This is a genomic window from Deinococcus actinosclerus, assembly GCF_001507665.1.
GTDB classification, from domain to species: Bacteria; Deinococcota; Deinococci; order Deinococcales; family Deinococcaceae; genus Deinococcus; species Deinococcus actinosclerus.
Window position 1 is genome coordinate 2,026,668 of the sequence record NZ_CP013910.1, and the last position, 16,523, is coordinate 2,043,190.

The 16,523-nt window shown below is 71.0% G+C and carries 15 protein-coding genes; 10 read left to right on the forward strand and 5 right to left on the reverse strand.

The genetic code is table 11. The features are described 5' to 3' along the window. The first annotated feature begins 274 nt into the window (after nt 1-274). The 5 genes from AUC44_RS09775 (at nt 275) to AUC44_RS09795 (ending at nt 3,429) form a co-directional block, all read left to right on the forward strand. On the forward strand, nt 275-637 hold the full coding sequence (locus AUC44_RS09775) for a hypothetical protein (protein WP_062158453.1): 363 nt from the start codon (nt 275-277) through the stop codon (nt 635-637). A gap of 88 nt (nt 638-725) precedes the next feature. Continuing rightward, nucleotides 726-1,016, forward strand: a complete 291-nt coding sequence (locus AUC44_RS09780; RefSeq protein WP_062158454.1) for a DUF1844 domain-containing protein — start codon at nt 726-728, stop codon at nt 1,014-1,016. Nucleotide 1,017: 1 nt separating this feature from the next. Continuing rightward, nucleotides 1,018-1,458 (forward strand): D-aminoacyl-tRNA deacylase, encoded by a 441-nt coding sequence (gene dtd / locus AUC44_RS09785; RefSeq protein ID WP_062158455.1) that lies wholly within the window; start codon nt 1,018-1,020, stop codon nt 1,456-1,458. A 63-nt stretch (nt 1,459-1,521) separates the two neighbouring features. Then, a complete protein-coding gene (locus AUC44_RS09790) occupies nt 1,522-2,619 on the forward strand; it encodes a LysM peptidoglycan-binding domain-containing M23 family metallopeptidase (protein WP_062158456.1) in 1,098 nt (365 codons plus the stop codon). A gap of 18 nt (nt 2,620-2,637) precedes the next feature. Beyond that, on the forward strand, nt 2,638-3,429 hold the full coding sequence (locus tag AUC44_RS09795; protein ID WP_062158457.1) for an N-formylglutamate amidohydrolase: 792 nt from the start codon (nt 2,638-2,640) through the stop codon (nt 3,427-3,429). A gap of 52 nt (nt 3,430-3,481) precedes the next feature. Here the strand turns inward: AUC44_RS09795 and AUC44_RS09800 are convergent, their stop codons facing one another. Next, entirely contained in the window at nt 3,482-4,474 is a 993-nt protein-coding gene (locus tag AUC44_RS09800) for a polyprenyl synthetase family protein (RefSeq protein WP_062158458.1), read from the reverse strand. A gap of 109 nt (nt 4,475-4,583) precedes the next feature. Here AUC44_RS09800 and AUC44_RS09805 point away from each other — a divergent pair, with 109 nt between their 5' ends. After that, a complete protein-coding gene (locus tag AUC44_RS09805) occupies nt 4,584-5,618 on the forward strand; it encodes an alpha/beta fold hydrolase (protein WP_082689020.1) in 1,035 nt (344 codons plus the stop codon). Nucleotides 5,619-5,680: 62 nt separating this feature from the next. Then, nucleotides 5,681-7,240 (forward strand): tetratricopeptide repeat-containing diguanylate cyclase, encoded by a 1,560-nt coding sequence (locus AUC44_RS09810; RefSeq protein WP_062158459.1) that lies wholly within the window; start codon nt 5,681-5,683, stop codon nt 7,238-7,240. A 97-nt stretch (nt 7,241-7,337) separates the two neighbouring features. Here AUC44_RS09810 and leuS read toward each other — a convergent pair whose 3' ends face one another. From leuS to AUC44_RS09825, 3 genes are all read right to left on the reverse strand, one after another. Further along, on the reverse strand, nt 7,338-9,806 hold the full coding sequence (gene leuS, locus AUC44_RS09815) for a leucine--tRNA ligase (protein ID WP_062158460.1): 2,469 nt from the start codon (nt 9,804-9,806) through the stop codon (nt 7,338-7,340). Between the two features lie 265 nt (nt 9,807-10,071). Continuing rightward, nucleotides 10,072-11,901, reverse strand: coding sequence for an arginine--tRNA ligase (locus AUC44_RS09820; RefSeq protein ID WP_062158461.1), 1,830 nt, complete (start codon nt 11,899-11,901; stop codon nt 10,072-10,074). 59 nt (nt 11,902-11,960) lie between these two features. Beyond that, nucleotides 11,961-12,875 (reverse strand): transglutaminase-like domain-containing protein, encoded by a 915-nt coding sequence (locus tag AUC44_RS09825; protein ID WP_062158462.1) that lies wholly within the window; start codon nt 12,873-12,875, stop codon nt 11,961-11,963. Nucleotides 12,876-12,980: 105 nt separating this feature from the next. Here AUC44_RS09825 and AUC44_RS09830 point away from each other — a divergent pair, with 105 nt between their 5' ends. Then, on the forward strand, nt 12,981-15,023 hold the full coding sequence (locus AUC44_RS09830) for a thioredoxin domain-containing protein (RefSeq protein WP_062158463.1): 2,043 nt from the start codon (nt 12,981-12,983) through the stop codon (nt 15,021-15,023). A gap of 2 nt (nt 15,024-15,025) precedes the next feature. Here AUC44_RS09830 and AUC44_RS16515 read toward each other — a convergent pair whose 3' ends face one another. Next, nucleotides 15,026-15,190: a hypothetical protein gene (locus tag AUC44_RS16515; RefSeq protein ID WP_157445278.1), complete on the reverse strand. Its 165-nt coding sequence runs from the start codon at nt 15,188-15,190 to the stop codon at nt 15,026-15,028. A gap of 219 nt (nt 15,191-15,409) precedes the next feature. Here AUC44_RS16515 and AUC44_RS09835 point away from each other — a divergent pair, with 219 nt between their 5' ends. Next, nucleotides 15,410-16,000 carry a chromate transporter gene (locus tag AUC44_RS09835; RefSeq protein WP_062158464.1) on the forward strand — a complete coding sequence of 197 codons (591 nt, stop codon included), beginning with the start codon at nt 15,410-15,412 and terminating at the stop codon, nt 15,998-16,000. Then, complete coding sequence (locus AUC44_RS09840; RefSeq protein ID WP_062158465.1) at nt 15,997-16,515, forward strand: chromate transporter; 519 nt, start codon at nt 15,997-15,999, stop codon at nt 16,513-16,515. Before AUC44_RS09835 ends, AUC44_RS09840 begins: the two co-directional genes overlap by 4 nt. Nucleotides 16,516-16,523: the final 8 nt, after the last annotated feature.

Consider the following 16,523-nt stretch of genomic DNA (forward strand, 5'->3'; position numbering starts at 1 on the left):
TGTTCATCATGTCTGGCCGTCATGCACCGTTGCCGTCGGCCAAAGGAATGACGCCAGACCACACCGACTCCCCTCACTGACCCGACGTTTCTTACACATCATGCACATGAGTATGCGCATAGGCTCATGCGGCCCAGGAGCAGGGTGAGCCTCCAGCCCTGCCCCGCCCACACCTGGGGCGCCCCGTGTGCAGGGGCGCGGCCACTGCCTATACTCGACGCAACGCCCCGCACCTCGCCCGACCAGCGGCGCGCGGGGTACCCTGGAGGACGGCATGAAGGAAATCCTCTCGACCGAGCAGATCCAGACCGGACTCAAGCACTACCGCCGCATCGCCCGGCAGGACATGCTGCGCGCAGGTGAAACCCCGCACCCCGACGCGTTCCTGAAACACGCCGAGTGCCGCCGCGAGGTCTACACCCGCCTCGGCGCGTTCGCCGACGACCACGGCCCCGACGAGGTCATCACCCACGCCCTGGAGCTGTACCGCACCCTGCCCTTCGTGACCGGCACCCCCGAACACGAATACCCGGACATCAAGGGCCAGGAGAACGCGCTGGAGAACTTCTTCCTGCTCGTCGGGCTGGACCCCAAGACCCGCCGCGAGGCGCGCAGCAAACGCCCCCGCCTGAGCTGACCCGCCCCACGCCCGCGCCGCCCCCGACCACCGGCAGGGCGGCGCGGCGCGTTCAGCCACGCCCCTGTCAGCCGCTACACTTCCAGCCATGCCGAACCCCGAATTCGTCGGACTCGTGAACTCCCTCCAGGCGACCGCCGAGGCCGCCCTAGGCGACCTGAACGCCGCCACCGCGAGCGCCGCCCGCGACGGTCTGCTCGAGGAACGCCGCGCCCGCCAGACCGCCGAGCGCAGCCTGAAACTCCTGACCATGCTCGCCGAGAAGACGCGCGGCAACCTGGACTTCACCGAGGCCGACCTGCTCACGGACGCCATCGCCAGCGTCCGTGAACGCCTCGCCGCGCCCAGCCCCAGCGCCGACACCACAGACGCGAACTGACGTGCGCGCCACCCTCCAGCGCGTCACCCGCGCCACCTGCACCGTCGACGGTGCACTGACCGGGCAGACCGGCCCCGGCCTGCTCGTCCTGCTGGGCGTCGCGCCCGGCGACACCGACGCCACCGCCCGCGCCCTGGCCGCCAAGATCGCCAAGCTGCGCATCTTCGGTGACGAGCAGGGCCGCATGAACCGCAGCGTGCAGGACATCGGCGGCGGCATCCTGAGCGTCAGCCAGTTCACGCTGTACGCCGACACGCGCGGCGGCAACCGCCCCAGCTTCACCGCCGCCGCGCCCCCCGAGCAGGCCCGCGCGCTGTACCACACCTTCAACGCCGCGCTGCGAGACCTGGGCCTCCCGGTGGGCGAGGGCGTCTTCGGCGCGCACATGGTCCTCGACCTGACCAACGACGGCCCCGTCACCCTGACCCTCGACCTCGACTGACGCCCTCGCCCCGGATGTGGGTCCGGGGCGGGTTTCTCACGTCCTGCGCGTAGGGTGGGGCGCATGACGCGCCGAACGCTGGCCGCCCTGCTCCTCCTGACCGCGCTGCCGGCCCTGGCGGCCCCGTACGTGGTGCGGGCCGGGGACACGCTGTACTCGATCGCGCGGGCGAACGGGACGACCGTGGACGCCCTGCTGAAACTGAACCGGCTGAGCGGCACCGCGCTGGAGGTCGGGCAGACGTTGCAGCTGCCCGCAAAGGGCGAGACGCCGCCGGGCGCGACCGAGAAGCCGGGTCTGCCCGCGCCGCTGCCGGGCGATCAGCTGGCGCCCACACCGGTCACGGCGCGGATCGCGGGGGTGAACATCACGGTGCCCACCAGCCTGCGCATGGGGGACGCCTTCCTGGTGGGCCTCAGCGGTCCGCGCGCCGCGCAGGCGACCGTGCGCTTCCCCAGCGAGGTGGGCGAGGACGTCCGGCAGCCGAACGAGGTGCTGCGGCCCATCGGTGGGGCGGAGCAGTTCGTGGTGGTGGGCCGCGTGGTGCTCGGCAAGACCACCCCGGTCGTGTACGAGGTGAGCCTGGACGGGCAACTGGTGAGGGGGCGCATTCCGGTGCTTGGGCTGGAGGATCCCATCCAGCACCTGAACCTGCCCCCCAGCGTGAGCAAGGTCCTCGTGGACCCCGCCCGCGCAGCGGAGGACGCGCTGGTGGAGAAGGCGTACGCGCGCCGCACCCCGCAGGCCTGGAGCAGACCCTTCGCGCCCGCGCTCAGGGGCGTGGCGCCGACGAGTTCATCGTTCGGGCAGCCGCGCACGTACGTGGCGGGCGGCCCGGTCGCGTACCACTTCGGGACCGATTACCCCGCGAAGGCCGGCACGCCGGTGCTGGCCGTGAACGACGGAACGGTCGTGATCGCCGGGCGCTACCCGGTGCGCGGCGGGCTGGTCGTCATCGACCACGGGGCAGGCGTGGTGAGCCTGTACTTCCACCAGAGTCGCGTGACCGCCAGGGTCGGACAGAAGGTGAAGCGGGGCGACAAGGTCGGCGAGGTGGGCAGCACCGGCCTGAGCGCCGGGCCGCACCTGCACCTGGAGATCCGCGTGCGCGGCGAGGGGACCAACCCCGCCGGGTGGGTGGGCCGCCTGTGGCCCCGCTGAGGGGCGTATCCTCCGGTCGTGCCTGAACTGAACCGACTGCTGGTCGTGACGCCGCACCCGTCCGGCGCGCTGCCCGCCGAGGTGCTGAGCGACATGCTCGGCCCGGACCTCCTGAACGCAGAGGCGCGGGACGCCCTGCTGAGCCGCGTGTTCCTGGACGGCGACCCGTACACCGACCTGATCTTCCACCTGCCGGGCGCGCGCAGCGTGCAGGCGGCCTGGAGCCGCTTCGCGGTGGACCTGAACCGTGAGCGGGACGACCGGGACGAGAACGGCGTGATCAAACGCGGCACCTTCGACCGTCAGCCCCTCTACCCGCCGGAGTTCACGCTGAGCGAGGCGGCGCGCGAGACCCGGCTGCGCCGCTACTGGGATCCCTTCCACGCGCTCGTGAACCTGGAGGCGCAGGAGGCGGCGCTGCTGATCGTGGGGCACTGCATGGCCCCCAGCGGCCCGGCCCTGAGCCACGACACCGGCACGCCCCGCCCGGGCCTGTGCCTGATGACCGGCACGGACGAGGCCCCCACCTTCCCGCGCGGGGCGTGGGAGGCCCTGCGCGCCGCCTGCGCCGACGCCTTCGCGCCTGTCCTGGCGGGCACCCCCTACCCGGACGTGCAGGTGGGCGTGCCGTGGCAGACCGACACCATCAGTGCCGCGTACGCAGCGCCGGGCCGCGCGGCGTTCGGGATCGAGGTGAACTCTGGCCTCTATCTGAACGCCGACGGCACGCCCCGCCACGACGTGATCCGCGCGCTGAACGGGGCCTTCGCCCGCTTCGCCCCGCAGGCCCTGGACCTCGCCCGGGGCTGAGCCCACAGCAAAGGAGGGAGCGCCGCGGCCCCCTCCGATCTGGAAATCGCTGTCAGTGGTCGCGGGTGGCGAGGGTCCGCATGGCGCCCAGCAGGTCCTGCGCGGCCTGCGGGTTCGCGGCGCCCGCCAGGGTCCCCTCGAGCGCGGCGAGGCCCGTGACCGCCTCACGGTCGGCGTAGGCCTGCGCGTAGGCGACGCTGCCGCTCTCCAGCAGCCAGCGGTGGATGTCCGCGATCACTGCCGGGTCCTTGTCGGGGCGGTCACGGTGCATCTGCGTCAGGAAGGCCTCGCGCTGACCGGCGGGGGCGTGCGCCAGCCAGTGCAGCACGATCAGGGTGCGTTTGCCCTCCAGCAGGTCGCCGCCGATCTCCTTGCCGTACTTCGCAGGGTCGCCGTTCAGGTTCAGCACGTCGTCGCGGATCTGGAAGGCCGCGCCCAGCGCCAGCCCGGCCGGCAGGAAGTCCGGGTGCGGCGCCGCACCGGCGGCCAGCGCGCCCAGTTGCAGCGGCACGACGACCGTGTAGTACGCGGTCTTCAGGCGCACCATGTCCAGGTAGTCGCCCTCGGTCAGATGCCACTCGCGCGCCTCCACCCAGCCCAGGTCGAGGTGCTGGCCCTCGGCGGTGCGGTGGATCATCTCCAGGAACGCCTCCATCGCGCCGGGCACGCCCGCGCGGTGCACAGCCGCCCACATGTAGGCGTGCAGGCCGTCCCCGGCGTTGATCGCCAGGGGGACGCCGTGCAGGCGGTGCAGGGCCGGGCGGCCGCGGCGTTCCTCGCTGTCGTCCTCGATGTCGTCGTGGATGAGCACCCAGTTCTGGAAGAGTTCCAGCGCCGCCGCGAGCCACAGCGCGCCCTCCCAGGCGGGGCCGGGCTGCACGCCGTGCGCGCGGGCGCTGGCGAGCAGCAGGTCGCTGCGGATGCCCTTGCCGCCGCGCCCGGGGTAGTCGCGCAGCATCGCGTGGTACGCGGCGAGTTCGGGCCGCCCGGCGTGGGCCGGGTCGGGCAGCAGGGACAGCACGCGGGACAGCAGTTCGGCACGCATCGCCGCGCAGCATAGAGCAGCCGCCCGCCGCCCGGAGCCGAAGGGCACATGAAGGCACACTGGGTTCTCCCGGACAGTTTCCCTCAGGAGGGGCCGGGAGGATGGAGCCATGACACCCTCCCGAACCAAGCTCCGCGCGACCCCCCGCCCCGGCCGGGTGCGCCGCGCCGTGACCCTCGGCCTGCTGCTGGGCGGCCTGACCCTGGGCGCCGTCGCCGCCGCGCAGGCCGCGCAGACCCAGGCGGCCCCCGCCCAGACCGCAGCCACCCCCGCGGCGACCACGACGCTGCGCCCCGCCCTGAGCGGCGAGCGCCGGTTCCTGACCCTGCCGGGCTTCGGCCGGGTCGCGTACTACGCCGACCCGCGCGGCGAGGGCAGACCCCTGATCCTAACCGTCAGCGTGAACGCCGCCGCCAGCGCCTACGAGATGAAGCCCCTGTGGGACGCCTTCGCCGGGAAGCGCCCGGTGTACGCGCTGGAGTGGCCGGGCTTCGGCAGCAGCGACCGCCCGGACGTGAAGTACACGCCCGCCCTGATGACGGGCGCCCTGACGGCCCTGGTGGCCGAGGTGGGCAGCGACGTGGACGTGGTCGCCCTGAGCCTGGGCAGCGAGTTCGCCGCGCGCGCCGCCCTGCAGGAGCCGCGCATCCGCACGCTGGCCCTGATCAGCCCCAGCGGCCTGGGCCAGCCGCGCGGCGGCACCCAGCGCGCCACGAACGAGGACGGCGGCCAGACCCTCTACAACCGCCTGAACGCCGTCAGCACCCCGCTGTACGCGCTGCTGCGCACCCGCATCAGCATCGAGTACTTCCTGAGCCGCTCCTTCCGGGGCGTGGTGGATCAGGGCCTCGTGAACTACTCGCTGGACACCACCCGGCAGCCCGGCGCGAAGTACGCCCCGGTGTATTTCATCAGCGGACAGCTGTTCACCGCCGACGCCTACGGCGACCTCTACAGCCGCCTGAAGGTTCCCACCCTGGTGCTGTACGACCAGGACGCCTTCGTGTCGTTCGACCGCCTGCCGCAGTTCACGGCGCAGCCCGGCGTGCGCGCCGTGCGCATCGGGGGCACCGACGGCCTCCCGCAGTTCGAGAAGACCGCCGAGGTGGTCGAGGTCCTGAACGCCTTCTGGGCCACGCCCTGAGGCACGCGCCGGCAGGGGCAGCAACGGGCGGCCGGTAAACGAAGTATCGTGCTCGGTGAGCCATGACGGACGCGACAGCCGCACAACTCCTCAGCATGGATCAGGCCTGGGACAGGCGTGACACGGCGCCTGGGCAGGCGCGGGCGGCCGCGCAGGCACAGGTCGGCACGGCAGCGCGCACCCAGGCGCTGGTGGTGCTGGCGTACCTCGACTGGCGGACCGGTCAGCTGTCCCAGGCCACGGAACACGTCACCACGGCCATCAGCACCCTCCGCCTGGGCGAGCCCAGCGTGTGGCTAGGCCGGGGCCTGAACATCCTCGCGGCGCTGCACAGCACGCTCAACCGCCCCGACCGGGCCGTGGAACTGTACGAGGAACAGGTGTCGCTGGCGCGGCACATCCAGGACCCGGAGCTGACCGCCACCGCCCTGCACGACCTCGCCGTGGAACTGCGCCACAGCGATCCGCAGCGCGCCCGCGCGCACATCACCGAGGCGCTGAACACCTTCCGGCAGCTGCGCTCGCCGTTCGGGGTGGCCATCGCCCACGCCAACCTGGCGGAGTTCGACCGCGACGAGGGAGACCTGCCCGGCGCCTACCGGCACGTCCAGCGGGCCCTGCACTACGCCCACCTGGATCAGCACCCCCATCTGGAAGCCAGCCTGCTCAGCACCCTGCTGGTGGTGCTGCCGGCCCAGGCGCCGCAGCGTGAGCGTCGCCGCACCCGGCAGCGGCTGGAGTACCTGCGCACCCACAGCGACAACCCGGAGCTCCGGGCCACCGTGGCGCTGGCACTGGCCGAACATGCCCCGTCCGGCGAGGCGGCCGAACTGCTCAGCAGCGCGCTGGACGACCTGCAACCGCTGGGCGATCACGTGCTGCTGCCGGAGCTGCACGAACGGCTCAGTCAGAACTACAGCGCCCAGGGCCACCATGAGGGCGCCCTCCACCATCTTCAGGAGACCCTGGCGTACGTCCGCCGCACCCACGTGGCGGAGCGGCGGCAGAACATCCAGACGTTCGAGGTGCTCGCGCGCATCCAGGCGCTGCAGGATCAGGCGCGCGAGGAGCGCCAGCGCAACCATGAGCTCCAGACGCACCTGCAGGAACTCCGGGCGCTGAACGCCCGCATCCGTGAACTGAGCCGCACCGATCACCTGACGCGCCTCGCCAACCGCGAGCACCTCTTCAGCGAGGGCCATCACCTCGCGCAGACGGTCACCCCGTACACCCCACTCAGCGCGGCGCTGATCGACATCGACCACTTCAAGCTGGTGAACGACACCTGGGGCCACCAGACCGGCGACCTCGTGCTGCAGCGCGTGGCCCGCATGATCCTGGACGTGACCCGCCCCGGCGACATCGCGGCCCGCTACGGCGGGGAGGAATTCGTCCTCCTGCGCGCCGCGCCGGTCGAGCACCTGGAGGGCAGCTGCCATGACCTGCAACAGCTGATCCGCCTGCACCCCTGGGAGGACATCGCGCCCGGCCTGCAGGTCACGCTGAGTATCGGGCTGGCCCAGACCACCGAGCCGCAGTTCGACACCCTGCTGGGCCACGCCGACCGTCGCCTGTACAGCGTCAAGCGCGCGGGTCGCAACGCGATTCACCTGCGGGACTGACGGCGGAGGCCCGCCCGGCAGCGGGCGGCGCCCTTCAGCCGCACGTCCCCCAGCGTGAACCGGGGGACGGTGACGGTCGGGGCGCTCCCCTGCCGGCTTACTTCACGACGATGTTGATGATGCGGCCCGGCACGTAGATCTCCTTGACGATCTGCTTGCCCTCGATGAAGCGGGCCACGTCGGCGTTCTCTTTGGCGGCGGCCATCGCCTCGTCCTGCGTGGCCCCCTTGCTGATGGTGACCTGCCCGCGCACCTTGCCGCTCACCTGCACGCCCATGGTGACGGTGTCGCGGGTGGCCGCGGCCTCGTCCACCTCAGGCCACGCGGCGGTGTGCACGCTGCCCTGCTGGCCGCGCGCGGCCCAGATCTCCTCGGCGATGTGCGGCACGACCGGGGCCAGCAGGCGGTTGAAGATGTCCAGCGCCTCGTCCCAGGCGGGCGTGCCGAACACCGGGGCGCGCTTGGCCTTCACCAGGGTGTTCGTCAGTTCCATCAGCGACGCGATGATCGTGTTGAAGCTCAGGCGCTCGAAGTCTCCGGTGACCTTCTTCAGGGTGGAGTGCACCGCGAAGCGCAGGTCGGCTTCACTGACGGTCTCGGCGGGGCCGGTGACCTTGTCGTCGGTGAACAGGGTCCACACGCGGCTCAGCCACTTGGCGGGGCCGTTGATGCCCTGCGGGTCCCACGGGCCGCCCAGTTCCCACGGGGCGATGAACATCAGGTACGTGCGCACGGTGTCCGCGCCGTACTCGCGCACCAGGTCGTCCGGGTCGACGACGTTCCCGCGCGACTTGCTCATCTTCTCGCCGTCCTCACCCAGGATCATGCCCTGGTTGCGCAACCTTGCGAAGGGTTCGCTGTGCCTGGTCAGGCCCATGTCGCGCATGACCTTCACCCAGAAGCGCGAGTACAGCAGGTGCAGGATCGCGTGCTCGATGCCGCCGGTGTACAGGTCCACGGGCATCATGGGGTCCTTGGCGGGGTCGAAGGGCCCCTCGTGGTAGTCGGGGCTCAGGTAGCGGTACATGTACCAGCTGGAATCCACGAAGGTGTCCATGGTGTCGGTGTCGCGCTCGGCGGGGCCGCCGCAGACGGGGCAGGTGGTCTTCAGCCACTCGGTGTCCAGTTTCAGGGGGCTCTGGCCGGTCGGGGTGAACTCCACGTTCTCCGGCAGGCGCACCGGCAGCTGATCCTCGGGGACGGGCTGCGCGCCGTGCTCGGGGCAGTGCACGAACGGGATCGGGGTGCCCCAGTAGCGCTGGCGGGCGAACAGCCAGTCGCGCAGGCGGTACGTGGTCTTCGCCTTCGCAATGCCGCGCGTCTCCAGCTGCTCCACGATCCCGGCGATGCTGGCCTTCCCGCCGGGCAGGCCGTCGAACTCGCCGCTGTTCACGATGACGCCCTCGCCGGTGTAGGGCTCGGCGGCATCGGCGGCCATGGGCCCGGCGCCCTCGGCGCGGATGACCTCCACGATGTCCAGGTCGAACTTGCGCGCGAACGCGAAGTCACGGTCGTCGTGCGCGGGCACCGCCATGATCGACCCGGTGCCGTACGTGACCAGCACGTAATCCGCCACCCAGATAGGCAGCTGATGCCCGGTGATGGGGTGCGTGGCGTAGCTGCCGGTGAACACGCCCGTCTTCTCCCCTTCCTGCTGGCGTTCCACGTCGGTCTTGCGGCCCGCGGCGGCCACATACGCCTCGACCTGCGCGCGCTGCTCGTCGGTGGTCAGGTCGGCCACCTTGGCGTGCTCGGGGGCCAGCACCATGAACGTCGCGCCCATCAGGGTGTCCGGGCGGGTCGTGAACACCGTCTCCGGCCCGGCGGGCGTGTCGAAGGTCACCTCGGCGCCCACCGACTTCCCGATCCAGTTCGTCTGCATCAGGCGCACCTTCTCGGGCATGTCGGTGTCACTGAAGTCCAGCAGCTCGTCGGCGTAGTCGGTGATCTTCATGTACCACTGGCTCAGGTTGCGTTTCTCCACGGCCGTGCCGCAGCGCTCGCAGTGGCCGTTCACGACCTGCTCGTTCGCCAGCACCGTCTGGTCCTTCGGGCACCAGTTCACCAGCCCGCCCTTCTTGTACGCCAGGCCGCGCTTGTAGAACTCGATGAAGAACCACTGGTTCCAGCGGTAGTACTCCGGGTCGCAGGTGGCGAACTGGCGGCTCCAGTCGATCATGGTGCCCATCGCCTGGAACTGCCCGGTCATCCGCTCGATGTTCGCGTACGTCCACGTCGCCGGGTTCGTCTTGTTCTTGATGGCGGCGTTCTCGGCGGGCAGGCCGAACGCGTCGAAGCCCATCGGGAACAGGACGTTGTACCCGCGCATCCGCAGCCAGCGCGCCCGCGCGTCCGGCGCGACGTTCGCGTACCAGTGCCCGATATGCAGGTTCCCACTGGGGTACGGGAACATCGTCAGCGCGTAGAACTTCTCGCCCGGCGCGTCCTCGTTGAACTTGTACAGGCCGCTGGCCTCCCAGGCCTCCTGCCACTTCTTCTCGATGGCGTGCGGGTTGTAGCGCTCCATGCGCGGCTCGGGAATGTTGATGGGGTGCTCGTTGTTCATCTGGACTCCTTCGGAAGGTGATGGGTGAAAGTTGACAGGTGATGGAAGGGGCGGCTCTGGCGGTTGCTGAAGCTGGTCTATCAACCATCGACTATCAAAAAAAACGCCCCGGCAGCCAGCCGGGGACGCTCGAACGGACTTAGGCAGTCAGTCGAGGCGTCCCCGGGTGGTAAGCGCAGAGCGGATCATGGGGGAAGTGTAGCGCAGAACCTGCGCGGCCCGCCATCCGCCATCTGAGCAGCGAGAGGACGGGACCACGCTGGGCTTACATCGCCGGGGGAATCTCGATGCCGATCAGGCCGAGGGTGTCCTCGAACGCGGTGCGGACGCGGGCGACGAGTGCCAGCCTCGCTTCGCGCAGGCCTTCGGGGCTTTCAAGGACGTTCGTAATACGTTTGCCCTGCTTGTCCTTGGCGTTGTACCAGGCGTTGAAGGACGTGGCGAGGTCCAGGGCGTACTGGGCGACGCCGTGCGGGGAGTGCGCGCGGACGGCCTGTTCGACGACTTCGGGAAGTTTGGCGACCTGCTTGGCGAGGATCAGGTCCACGTCGGGCAGGGCGTCCCAGGCGGCGCCGGTGCCGTCCGTGGGGTGCCCGGCGTCCTGGGCTTTGCGCAGGATGTTCGCAGCGCGCACGGCGGCGTACTGGATGTACGGGGCGGTGTCGCCCTGCAGGCTGCTGGCTTTTTCCAGGTCGAAGTCGAAGGCGCGGCTGGGTTCGTTGCGCAGCATGGCGAACCGTAGCGCGCCCACGCCGATGCGGCGGGCGATCTCCTGCGCGTCGTCGCGGCCAGCCAGGTCGGGGTTCTTCGCGCTGAGTTCCGCAAAACCCCGCGCGGCGGCCTGTTCCAGCGCGCTGTCCACGGCCAGGGTGATGCCCTTGCGGCCGCTGATGGTCTGGCCGTTCAGGTTCACGAACTCGTAGCTGAGGTGGATGCTGCGCGCTTCCTTCTCGGTTTCCCCGGCGACGCCCAGGCTGCTGCGCACGAGCATCTGGGGGTGTTTCTGGCGGGAGTCGATGACGTTGATAACCTCGTGCGCGTGCCCGAAACGGGTGGCCTGGGCGCTGTCCCCCGTGGGGTCGCTGGTCCAGATGGTGTGGCCGGCGGGGTCGGTCATGAAGGGCTTGAAGGTCATCCCCTCGAACAGGCCGAACTTCCAGAACTGGAAGCCGATGTCCTTGGCGACGTACATGGCGGTGCCGTCGCTGCGGCGCAGCACCACGTTGGATTCCTCCAGGCCGGGCATGAACTCGCTGACGTCCATGATGAACGCGCCCGCGAACTTCCCTTCCGTGGGGTGCGAGGTGTAGCGGCTGCCCTCCAGGATGTCCATGGCGCGGTTCAGGAAGCCGCTGCCGACCACGTCGGACTCCCACACGAGCAGGTCGTACGTCGCACCGATGCGGAAGCAGGTTTCCAGCTGGGCCTTCACGGTCTGCTCGACCAGGGGGCGCAGCAGCCCCTCTTCGAGCTTGTGCATGACCTCGCGGATGCCCGCTTCCATGTCGGCCTTGGCGGGGTCGGCGTTCAGCCGCACGTAGCCCTCGCCCAGCCAGTGGTCGTACTTCTGCTCACCGTTCCACACGCGGCCGTAGTGGTCCATGGCAAAGAGGCTCTCGGCGGCCTGCCGGCCGGTGTCGTCGATGTAGTTCTGCACCTCGACCTCGTACCCGGCGGCGCGGAAGATGCGCGCCATGCTGTCGCCGAGCACGACGTTGCGCAGGTGCCCCACGTGGAGTTCCTTGTTGGGGTTCACGCTGGTGTGCTCGATGACGACCTTGCCCGCCTGCGCGGGGAGGTTCAGGGGCGTCTGCACGACGCCGCGCACAAAGCCGCCAACGTCCACGAAGAAGTTCAGGAACGGCCCGGCGGCCTCCACACGCTCGATGCCGCCTGGCAGCTGCACGGTCTGCGCGAGCGTCTGCGCGACCTGCGCGGGGTTCTGTCCCAGCGCCTTGGCGATCTGGAACGCGGCGGGCGTGCCGTAATCGCCGGGTTTGTTCGCGGGCGTCTCCTGGATGGCGGCGTCCAGCGGGGCGCCCATCTGTGCGGCGGCGGCCTCCACGGCGGTCTTGAGTCGAGCCTTCAGGTCCATAACTGCCAAGTGTACGGGAAAGCGCCTGGGCGGACGACCCCGCCCGGGCGGTCACCGGTTCAGAAGATGCGCGGGTTGGGGGGCGTGTCCAGCGTGGTGTCGGGCGTGGTCTCGTCCGCCCAGACTTTCATGTGAGTCAGGCGGGCGCTGCCGAACGAGGTCGTGAAGGCCACGTCGGACGCGTCGCGGCCCTGCGCGATGATCAGGCGTCCGGCGCGGGGGCGGTTGTGGCGGGCGTCGAAGGTGCGCCACTGCCCGTCGATGAACGCCTCGAACCACGCGTGGAAGTCCATGGGCACCGGGTCGGGCGTGATGTCGATGTCAGGCAGGTACCCGCACACGTACCGGGCAGGGATGTTCAGGGCGCGGCAGAACGCGACGCCCATGTGCGCGAAGTCGCGGCACACGGCGCGGCCGCTGCCGAGCGCCTGGAACGCGGTGGTGGCGCTGGTGGAGCCGTAGCCGTAGGTGCAGGTGTCGTTCAGGTAGTCGCTGATGGCCTGCACCTGCGCCCAGCCGCCCTGGATGTGCCCGAAGCGTTCCCAGGCGTCCGCACTCACGAGGTCGCTGTCCACGTAACGGCTGGGCAGCAGGTACGTGATGGTCTCGTCGGGCAGACCCTCGACGGGCGTCTTGGGCAGGGTCGGGTGGGCGGGGTCGGGGTTGCGGGTGGTCTGGGCGATCAGGTCGTGCCCGATGGTGAACGTGCCGGGCTGCGCGACGGTGCGCCAGACGGTGTTGCCGTGCGTGTCGGTGTAGGTGTGGATGCCCTGCGCGGCCCCCAGGGGTCGCTGGTCGATGATGCGCTGGCGGGTGCCGGTGGGTTCCAGCCGGTCGCGGGGCTGCACGACGAACAGCATGGGGGTGGGGTAGGGCACGTCGAAGGTCAGCTGGAAGCCCGCGCGGATGAAGACCGGTCGCTCAAAGCCGGGGGTGGGGTGGGTGTGGTCGGGGGCAGCATCGGGCTGGGCCATATCCCTCAGTGTGAGGCGCGGTGGGGGCGGCGTGGGTGTGAGGGCACGTATCCCGGGCGTTCATGTTCCGCCCGGGAGGTGCAGGCGGGCGGTACGCTGCGCCCCATGAACCGTCTGGGACAGGAGAGCAGCCCGTACCTTCGTCAGCATGCGGACAACCCGGTGGCGTGGTGGCCGTGGGGCGAGGAGGCGTTCCGGGAGGCGCGCGAGCGGGACGTGCCGGTGCTGCTGTCGGTGGGGTACTCGACGTGCCACTGGTGTCACGTGATGGCGCACGAGAGTTTTGAGGACGAGGCGACGGCCGGGTACATGAACACGCACTTCGTGAACGTGAAGGTGGACCGCGAGGAGCGGCCGGACGTGGACGCGGTGTACATGGCGGCCACGCAGGCCCTGACCGGGCAGGGCGGCTGGCCGATGACGGTGTTCCTGACGCCGGACGGCGAGCCGTTCTACGCCGGGACGTACTTCCCGCCGCGCGACGGGCACGGCCTGCCGAGTTTCACGCGGGTGATGGCCAGCGTGGAGCGCGCGTGGCGCGAGGAGCGGCCCAAGCTGCTGGGGAACGCCGAGGCGCTGACCGAGCATGTCCGCGAGGCCAGCCGTCCGCGCCCCGCCGAGGGCGAGGTGGACGCCGGGCTGCTGGAGCGGGCGGTGGGGAACCTGCGGCGGGTGTTCGACGAGTCGCTGGGCGGCTTCGGCGGCGCGCCGAAGTTCCCGGCCCCGACGACGCTGGATTTCCTGCTGACGCAGCCCACGGGCCGCCTGATGGCGCTGCACACGCTGCGGCGCATGCTGGCGGGCGGGCTGCACGATCAGCTGGGCGGTGGCTTCCACCGCTACAGCGTGGACGAGGCGTGGCGGGTGCCGCACTTCGAGAAGATGCTGTACGACAACGCCCAGCTGACCCGCACGCTGCTGCGCGCCTACCAGATCAGTGGGGACACGGCGTTCGCGCAGGCGGCGCGCGGGACGCTGGAGTACCTGCGGCGCGAGATGCTCGCCCCGGACGGCGGCTTCTTCTCCGCGCAGGACGCGGATACGGGGGGCGTGGAGGGCATGACCTTCACCTGGACTCCCGCCGAGGTCCGGGACGTGCTGGGCGACGCAGACGGCGAGCTGCTGTGCCGTCACCTGGGCATCGCGGACCCTGGCAATTTTCTCGACCCGCACCGGCCCGAGGTGGGGCGCCGCAGCGTGCCGTTCGTGGCGCTGCCCGTCCCGGATCTGGCACTGGAGCGCAGGCAGACGGAAGGCGAGGTCGCGGCGCATCTGGACGCCCTGAAGGTCCGCCTCCTCGCGGCCCGCGCGCAGCGGCCGCAGCCGGGCACGGACGACAAGGTGCTCACCTCGTGGAACGGGCTGGCGCTGGCGGCCTTCGCGGACGCGGCCCGCATCCTGCGTGAGCCCGCGTACCTGGAGGTCGCGCGCCGGAACGCGGTGTTCATCGAGGAGCACCTCGCCCTGCCGGACGGCACGCTGCGCCACACCTGGGGCGGCGGGCAGGCGCGCGTGGAGGGCCTGATGGAGGACCACGCGCTGTACGCCCTGGGGCTCGTGGCGCTGTTCCAGGCGGGTGGCGACCTGACGCACCTGCACCGCGCGCGCGAGCTGTGGGGGGTGGTGCGCCGCGACTTCTGGAACGAGGAGGCGGGCGTGTTCATGGCGTCCGGAGGCCGCGCCGAGCCGCTGCTGGCGCGGCAGGCGCCGGGCTTCGACAGCGCCGTCCTGTCCGAGAACGCGGCAGGGGCGCTGCTGGCGCTGTGGATGCACCGCTACTTCGCGGACGAGGAAGCCGAGGGCATGGCGCGGCGCACCGTGAACGCCTTCCGGGGCGACATGCTGGCCGCTGCGGGCGGCTTCGGCGGGCTGTGGCAGGCCGCCGCGTTCCTCCACGCGCCGCACACCGAGGTCGCCATCATCGGGACGCCCGAAGAGCGTGCCCCGCTGGAGGCGGTCGCGGCGGGCGTGTTCCTTCCCTTCGCCGCGCTGGCGTTCACGGAGGCGGGCGGTGACCTGCCCGTCCTCCAGGACCGCCCCGGCGACGGGCGCGGGTACGTGTGCCTGCACCACACCTGCGACCTGCCCACCACCGACCCCGGCGTGTTCCGCGCGCAGCTGGACCGGGTGGCCGGTGGGGGCCGGTAGGGTCAGGGCAGCTGCGTCCAGGTCAGCTCGACTGAGCCACTGGCCGACTCCAGGCAGGTGAACGCGTACCGTTCCACGATCTCCCCCCGGTCCAGCAGCGTGACGCGGAACCGCTCGGACTTTCCCCCATCGGGCAGAACCTCGAACCGTTCCGCGTTGTACGGCATCCGCACCGACTGCGCCAGATTCAGCGACGCGGCGTCCTGACAGGGCGTCCCGGCGTTCCTGCTCTCGACTGGGCCGCAAGCAGAGTAGCGAGCAGCAGGAACGCTGCCCGGTTCACCCGCCCATCGTATGTCCTCGATCCGTCCGTTCCGTGCATTCTGTTCAGTGTTGTCCCTGGAGTAGTTGCGCTATTCCAGATGTGTGAGCGCTACGCTCGGGGCATGAGCGCGCCCACCACCCCGGCCGCCAGCGCCGCGCCCGCCACCCCCACCCCGCCGCCCACGCCCGCCGGGCTGCTGCGGCTGTTCGTGGGCGTCGCGCTGGTCGGCATCGGCGGCGGCCTCCCCGCCCACACCCGCCGCGCCCTGACCACCCGCGGCTGGATGACCGACGCCGAATTCGCCGAGGCCTACACCCTCGCGCAGCTCACACCCGGCCCGAACGCCGTGAACCTCGCCGCCATGATCGGCGCGCGCCTGCTGGGCGGGGGCGGCGCGGCGCTGGCGGTCGTGGGCATCCTCACGCCCGGCCTGATCGCCATGCTGACCGTCACCGTCTTCACCCTCGGCCTGCCCGGCGGCCTGCCCCCCGCCGTACAGAGCGGGCTGCGTGGCGCGGCCTGCGCGGCGCTGGGCGTCATGCTGACCGCCGCCCTGCCGGTCCTGAAGGTCACCGCGGGCATCCGCTTCGGCCCCACCCTCGCGGTGATCACCTTCCTGCTGCTCGCCGTGCTGCGCGCCGACCTGCTGCTCGTCCTGGCGGGCACCATGATCGTCGGCCTGATCCTCCACCGCCCCCGGAGCGGCGAATGACGGCCGAACCGCTGGATATCCTGCTCACATTCGCGCGGCTGGGCCTCGTGAGCTTCGGCGGCGCCAACCTCCCCGAGATCGAACGCGTGCTGGTCGAACAGAAGGACTGGATCACGCCGCAGCTCCTCGCGAACGGCTTCGCGCTGGGGCAGGTCATGCCCGGACCGAACATGCTGGCCATGACCCACTACGGCTTCGCGGCGGGCGGCTGGCTGGGCGCGTTCGCCGCCACCCTGGGCTTCTACGGCCCCACCGCGCTCCTCAGCGCCGCCGCGATGACCGCGTGGCAGCGCCTGAGCCGCTGGCGCTGGCTGCCCTCCCTGCGCAGCGCGCTGCTGCCCTTCGGGGCGGGCGTGCTGCTCGCCGGGGTGCTGGTCCTCGCCCGCGGCAGCATTCACAGCCCAGCGGGCGCGCTGATCGCCGCCGTGTCGTTCGCGCTGCTGTGGCGCACCCGCGTGAACGCCGCGCTGATCGTCGTGGGCGCCGCCGTGCTGGGCGCCGTCCTCGGGCTGTAACCGCTCGG

What these genes read in the sequence shown, in the direction of transcription:
- AUC44_RS09825 (WP_062158462.1), bottom strand. Translation starts at nt 12,875, where the DNA reads ATGGCCCAGCCCGATGCTGCCCCCGACCACACCCACCCCACCCCCGGC.
- AUC44_RS09820 (WP_062158461.1), bottom strand. Translation starts at nt 11,901, where the DNA reads ATGGACCTGAAGGCTCGACTCAAGACCGCCGTGGAGGCCGCCGCCGCA.
- AUC44_RS16515 (WP_157445278.1), bottom strand. Translation starts at nt 15,190, where the DNA reads ATGCCGTACAACGCGGAACGGTTCGAGGTTCTGCCCGATGGGGGAAAG.
- AUC44_RS09810 (WP_062158459.1), top strand. Translation starts at nt 5,681, where the DNA reads ATGACGGACGCGACAGCCGCACAACTCCTCAGCATGGATCAGGCCTGG.
- AUC44_RS09805 (WP_082689020.1), top strand. Translation starts at nt 4,584, where the DNA reads ATGACACCCTCCCGAACCAAGCTCCGCGCGACCCCCCGCCCCGGCCGG.
- AUC44_RS09790 (WP_062158456.1), top strand. Translation starts at nt 1,522, where the DNA reads ATGACGCGCCGAACGCTGGCCGCCCTGCTCCTCCTGACCGCGCTGCCG.
- AUC44_RS09800 (WP_062158458.1), bottom strand. Translation starts at nt 4,474, where the DNA reads ATGCGTGCCGAACTGCTGTCCCGCGTGCTGTCCCTGCTGCCCGACCCG.
- AUC44_RS09835 (WP_062158464.1), top strand. Translation starts at nt 15,410, where the DNA reads ATGAGCGCGCCCACCACCCCGGCCGCCAGCGCCGCGCCCGCCACCCCC.
- AUC44_RS09775 (WP_062158453.1), top strand. Translation starts at nt 275, where the DNA reads ATGAAGGAAATCCTCTCGACCGAGCAGATCCAGACCGGACTCAAGCAC.
- AUC44_RS09830 (WP_062158463.1), top strand. Translation starts at nt 12,981, where the DNA reads ATGAACCGTCTGGGACAGGAGAGCAGCCCGTACCTTCGTCAGCATGCG.
- leuS (WP_062158460.1), bottom strand. Translation starts at nt 9,806, where the DNA reads ATGAACAACGAGCACCCCATCAACATTCCCGAGCCGCGCATGGAGCGC.
- AUC44_RS09780 (WP_062158454.1), top strand. Translation starts at nt 726, where the DNA reads ATGCCGAACCCCGAATTCGTCGGACTCGTGAACTCCCTCCAGGCGACC.
- AUC44_RS09840 (WP_062158465.1), top strand. Translation starts at nt 15,997, where the DNA reads ATGACGGCCGAACCGCTGGATATCCTGCTCACATTCGCGCGGCTGGGC.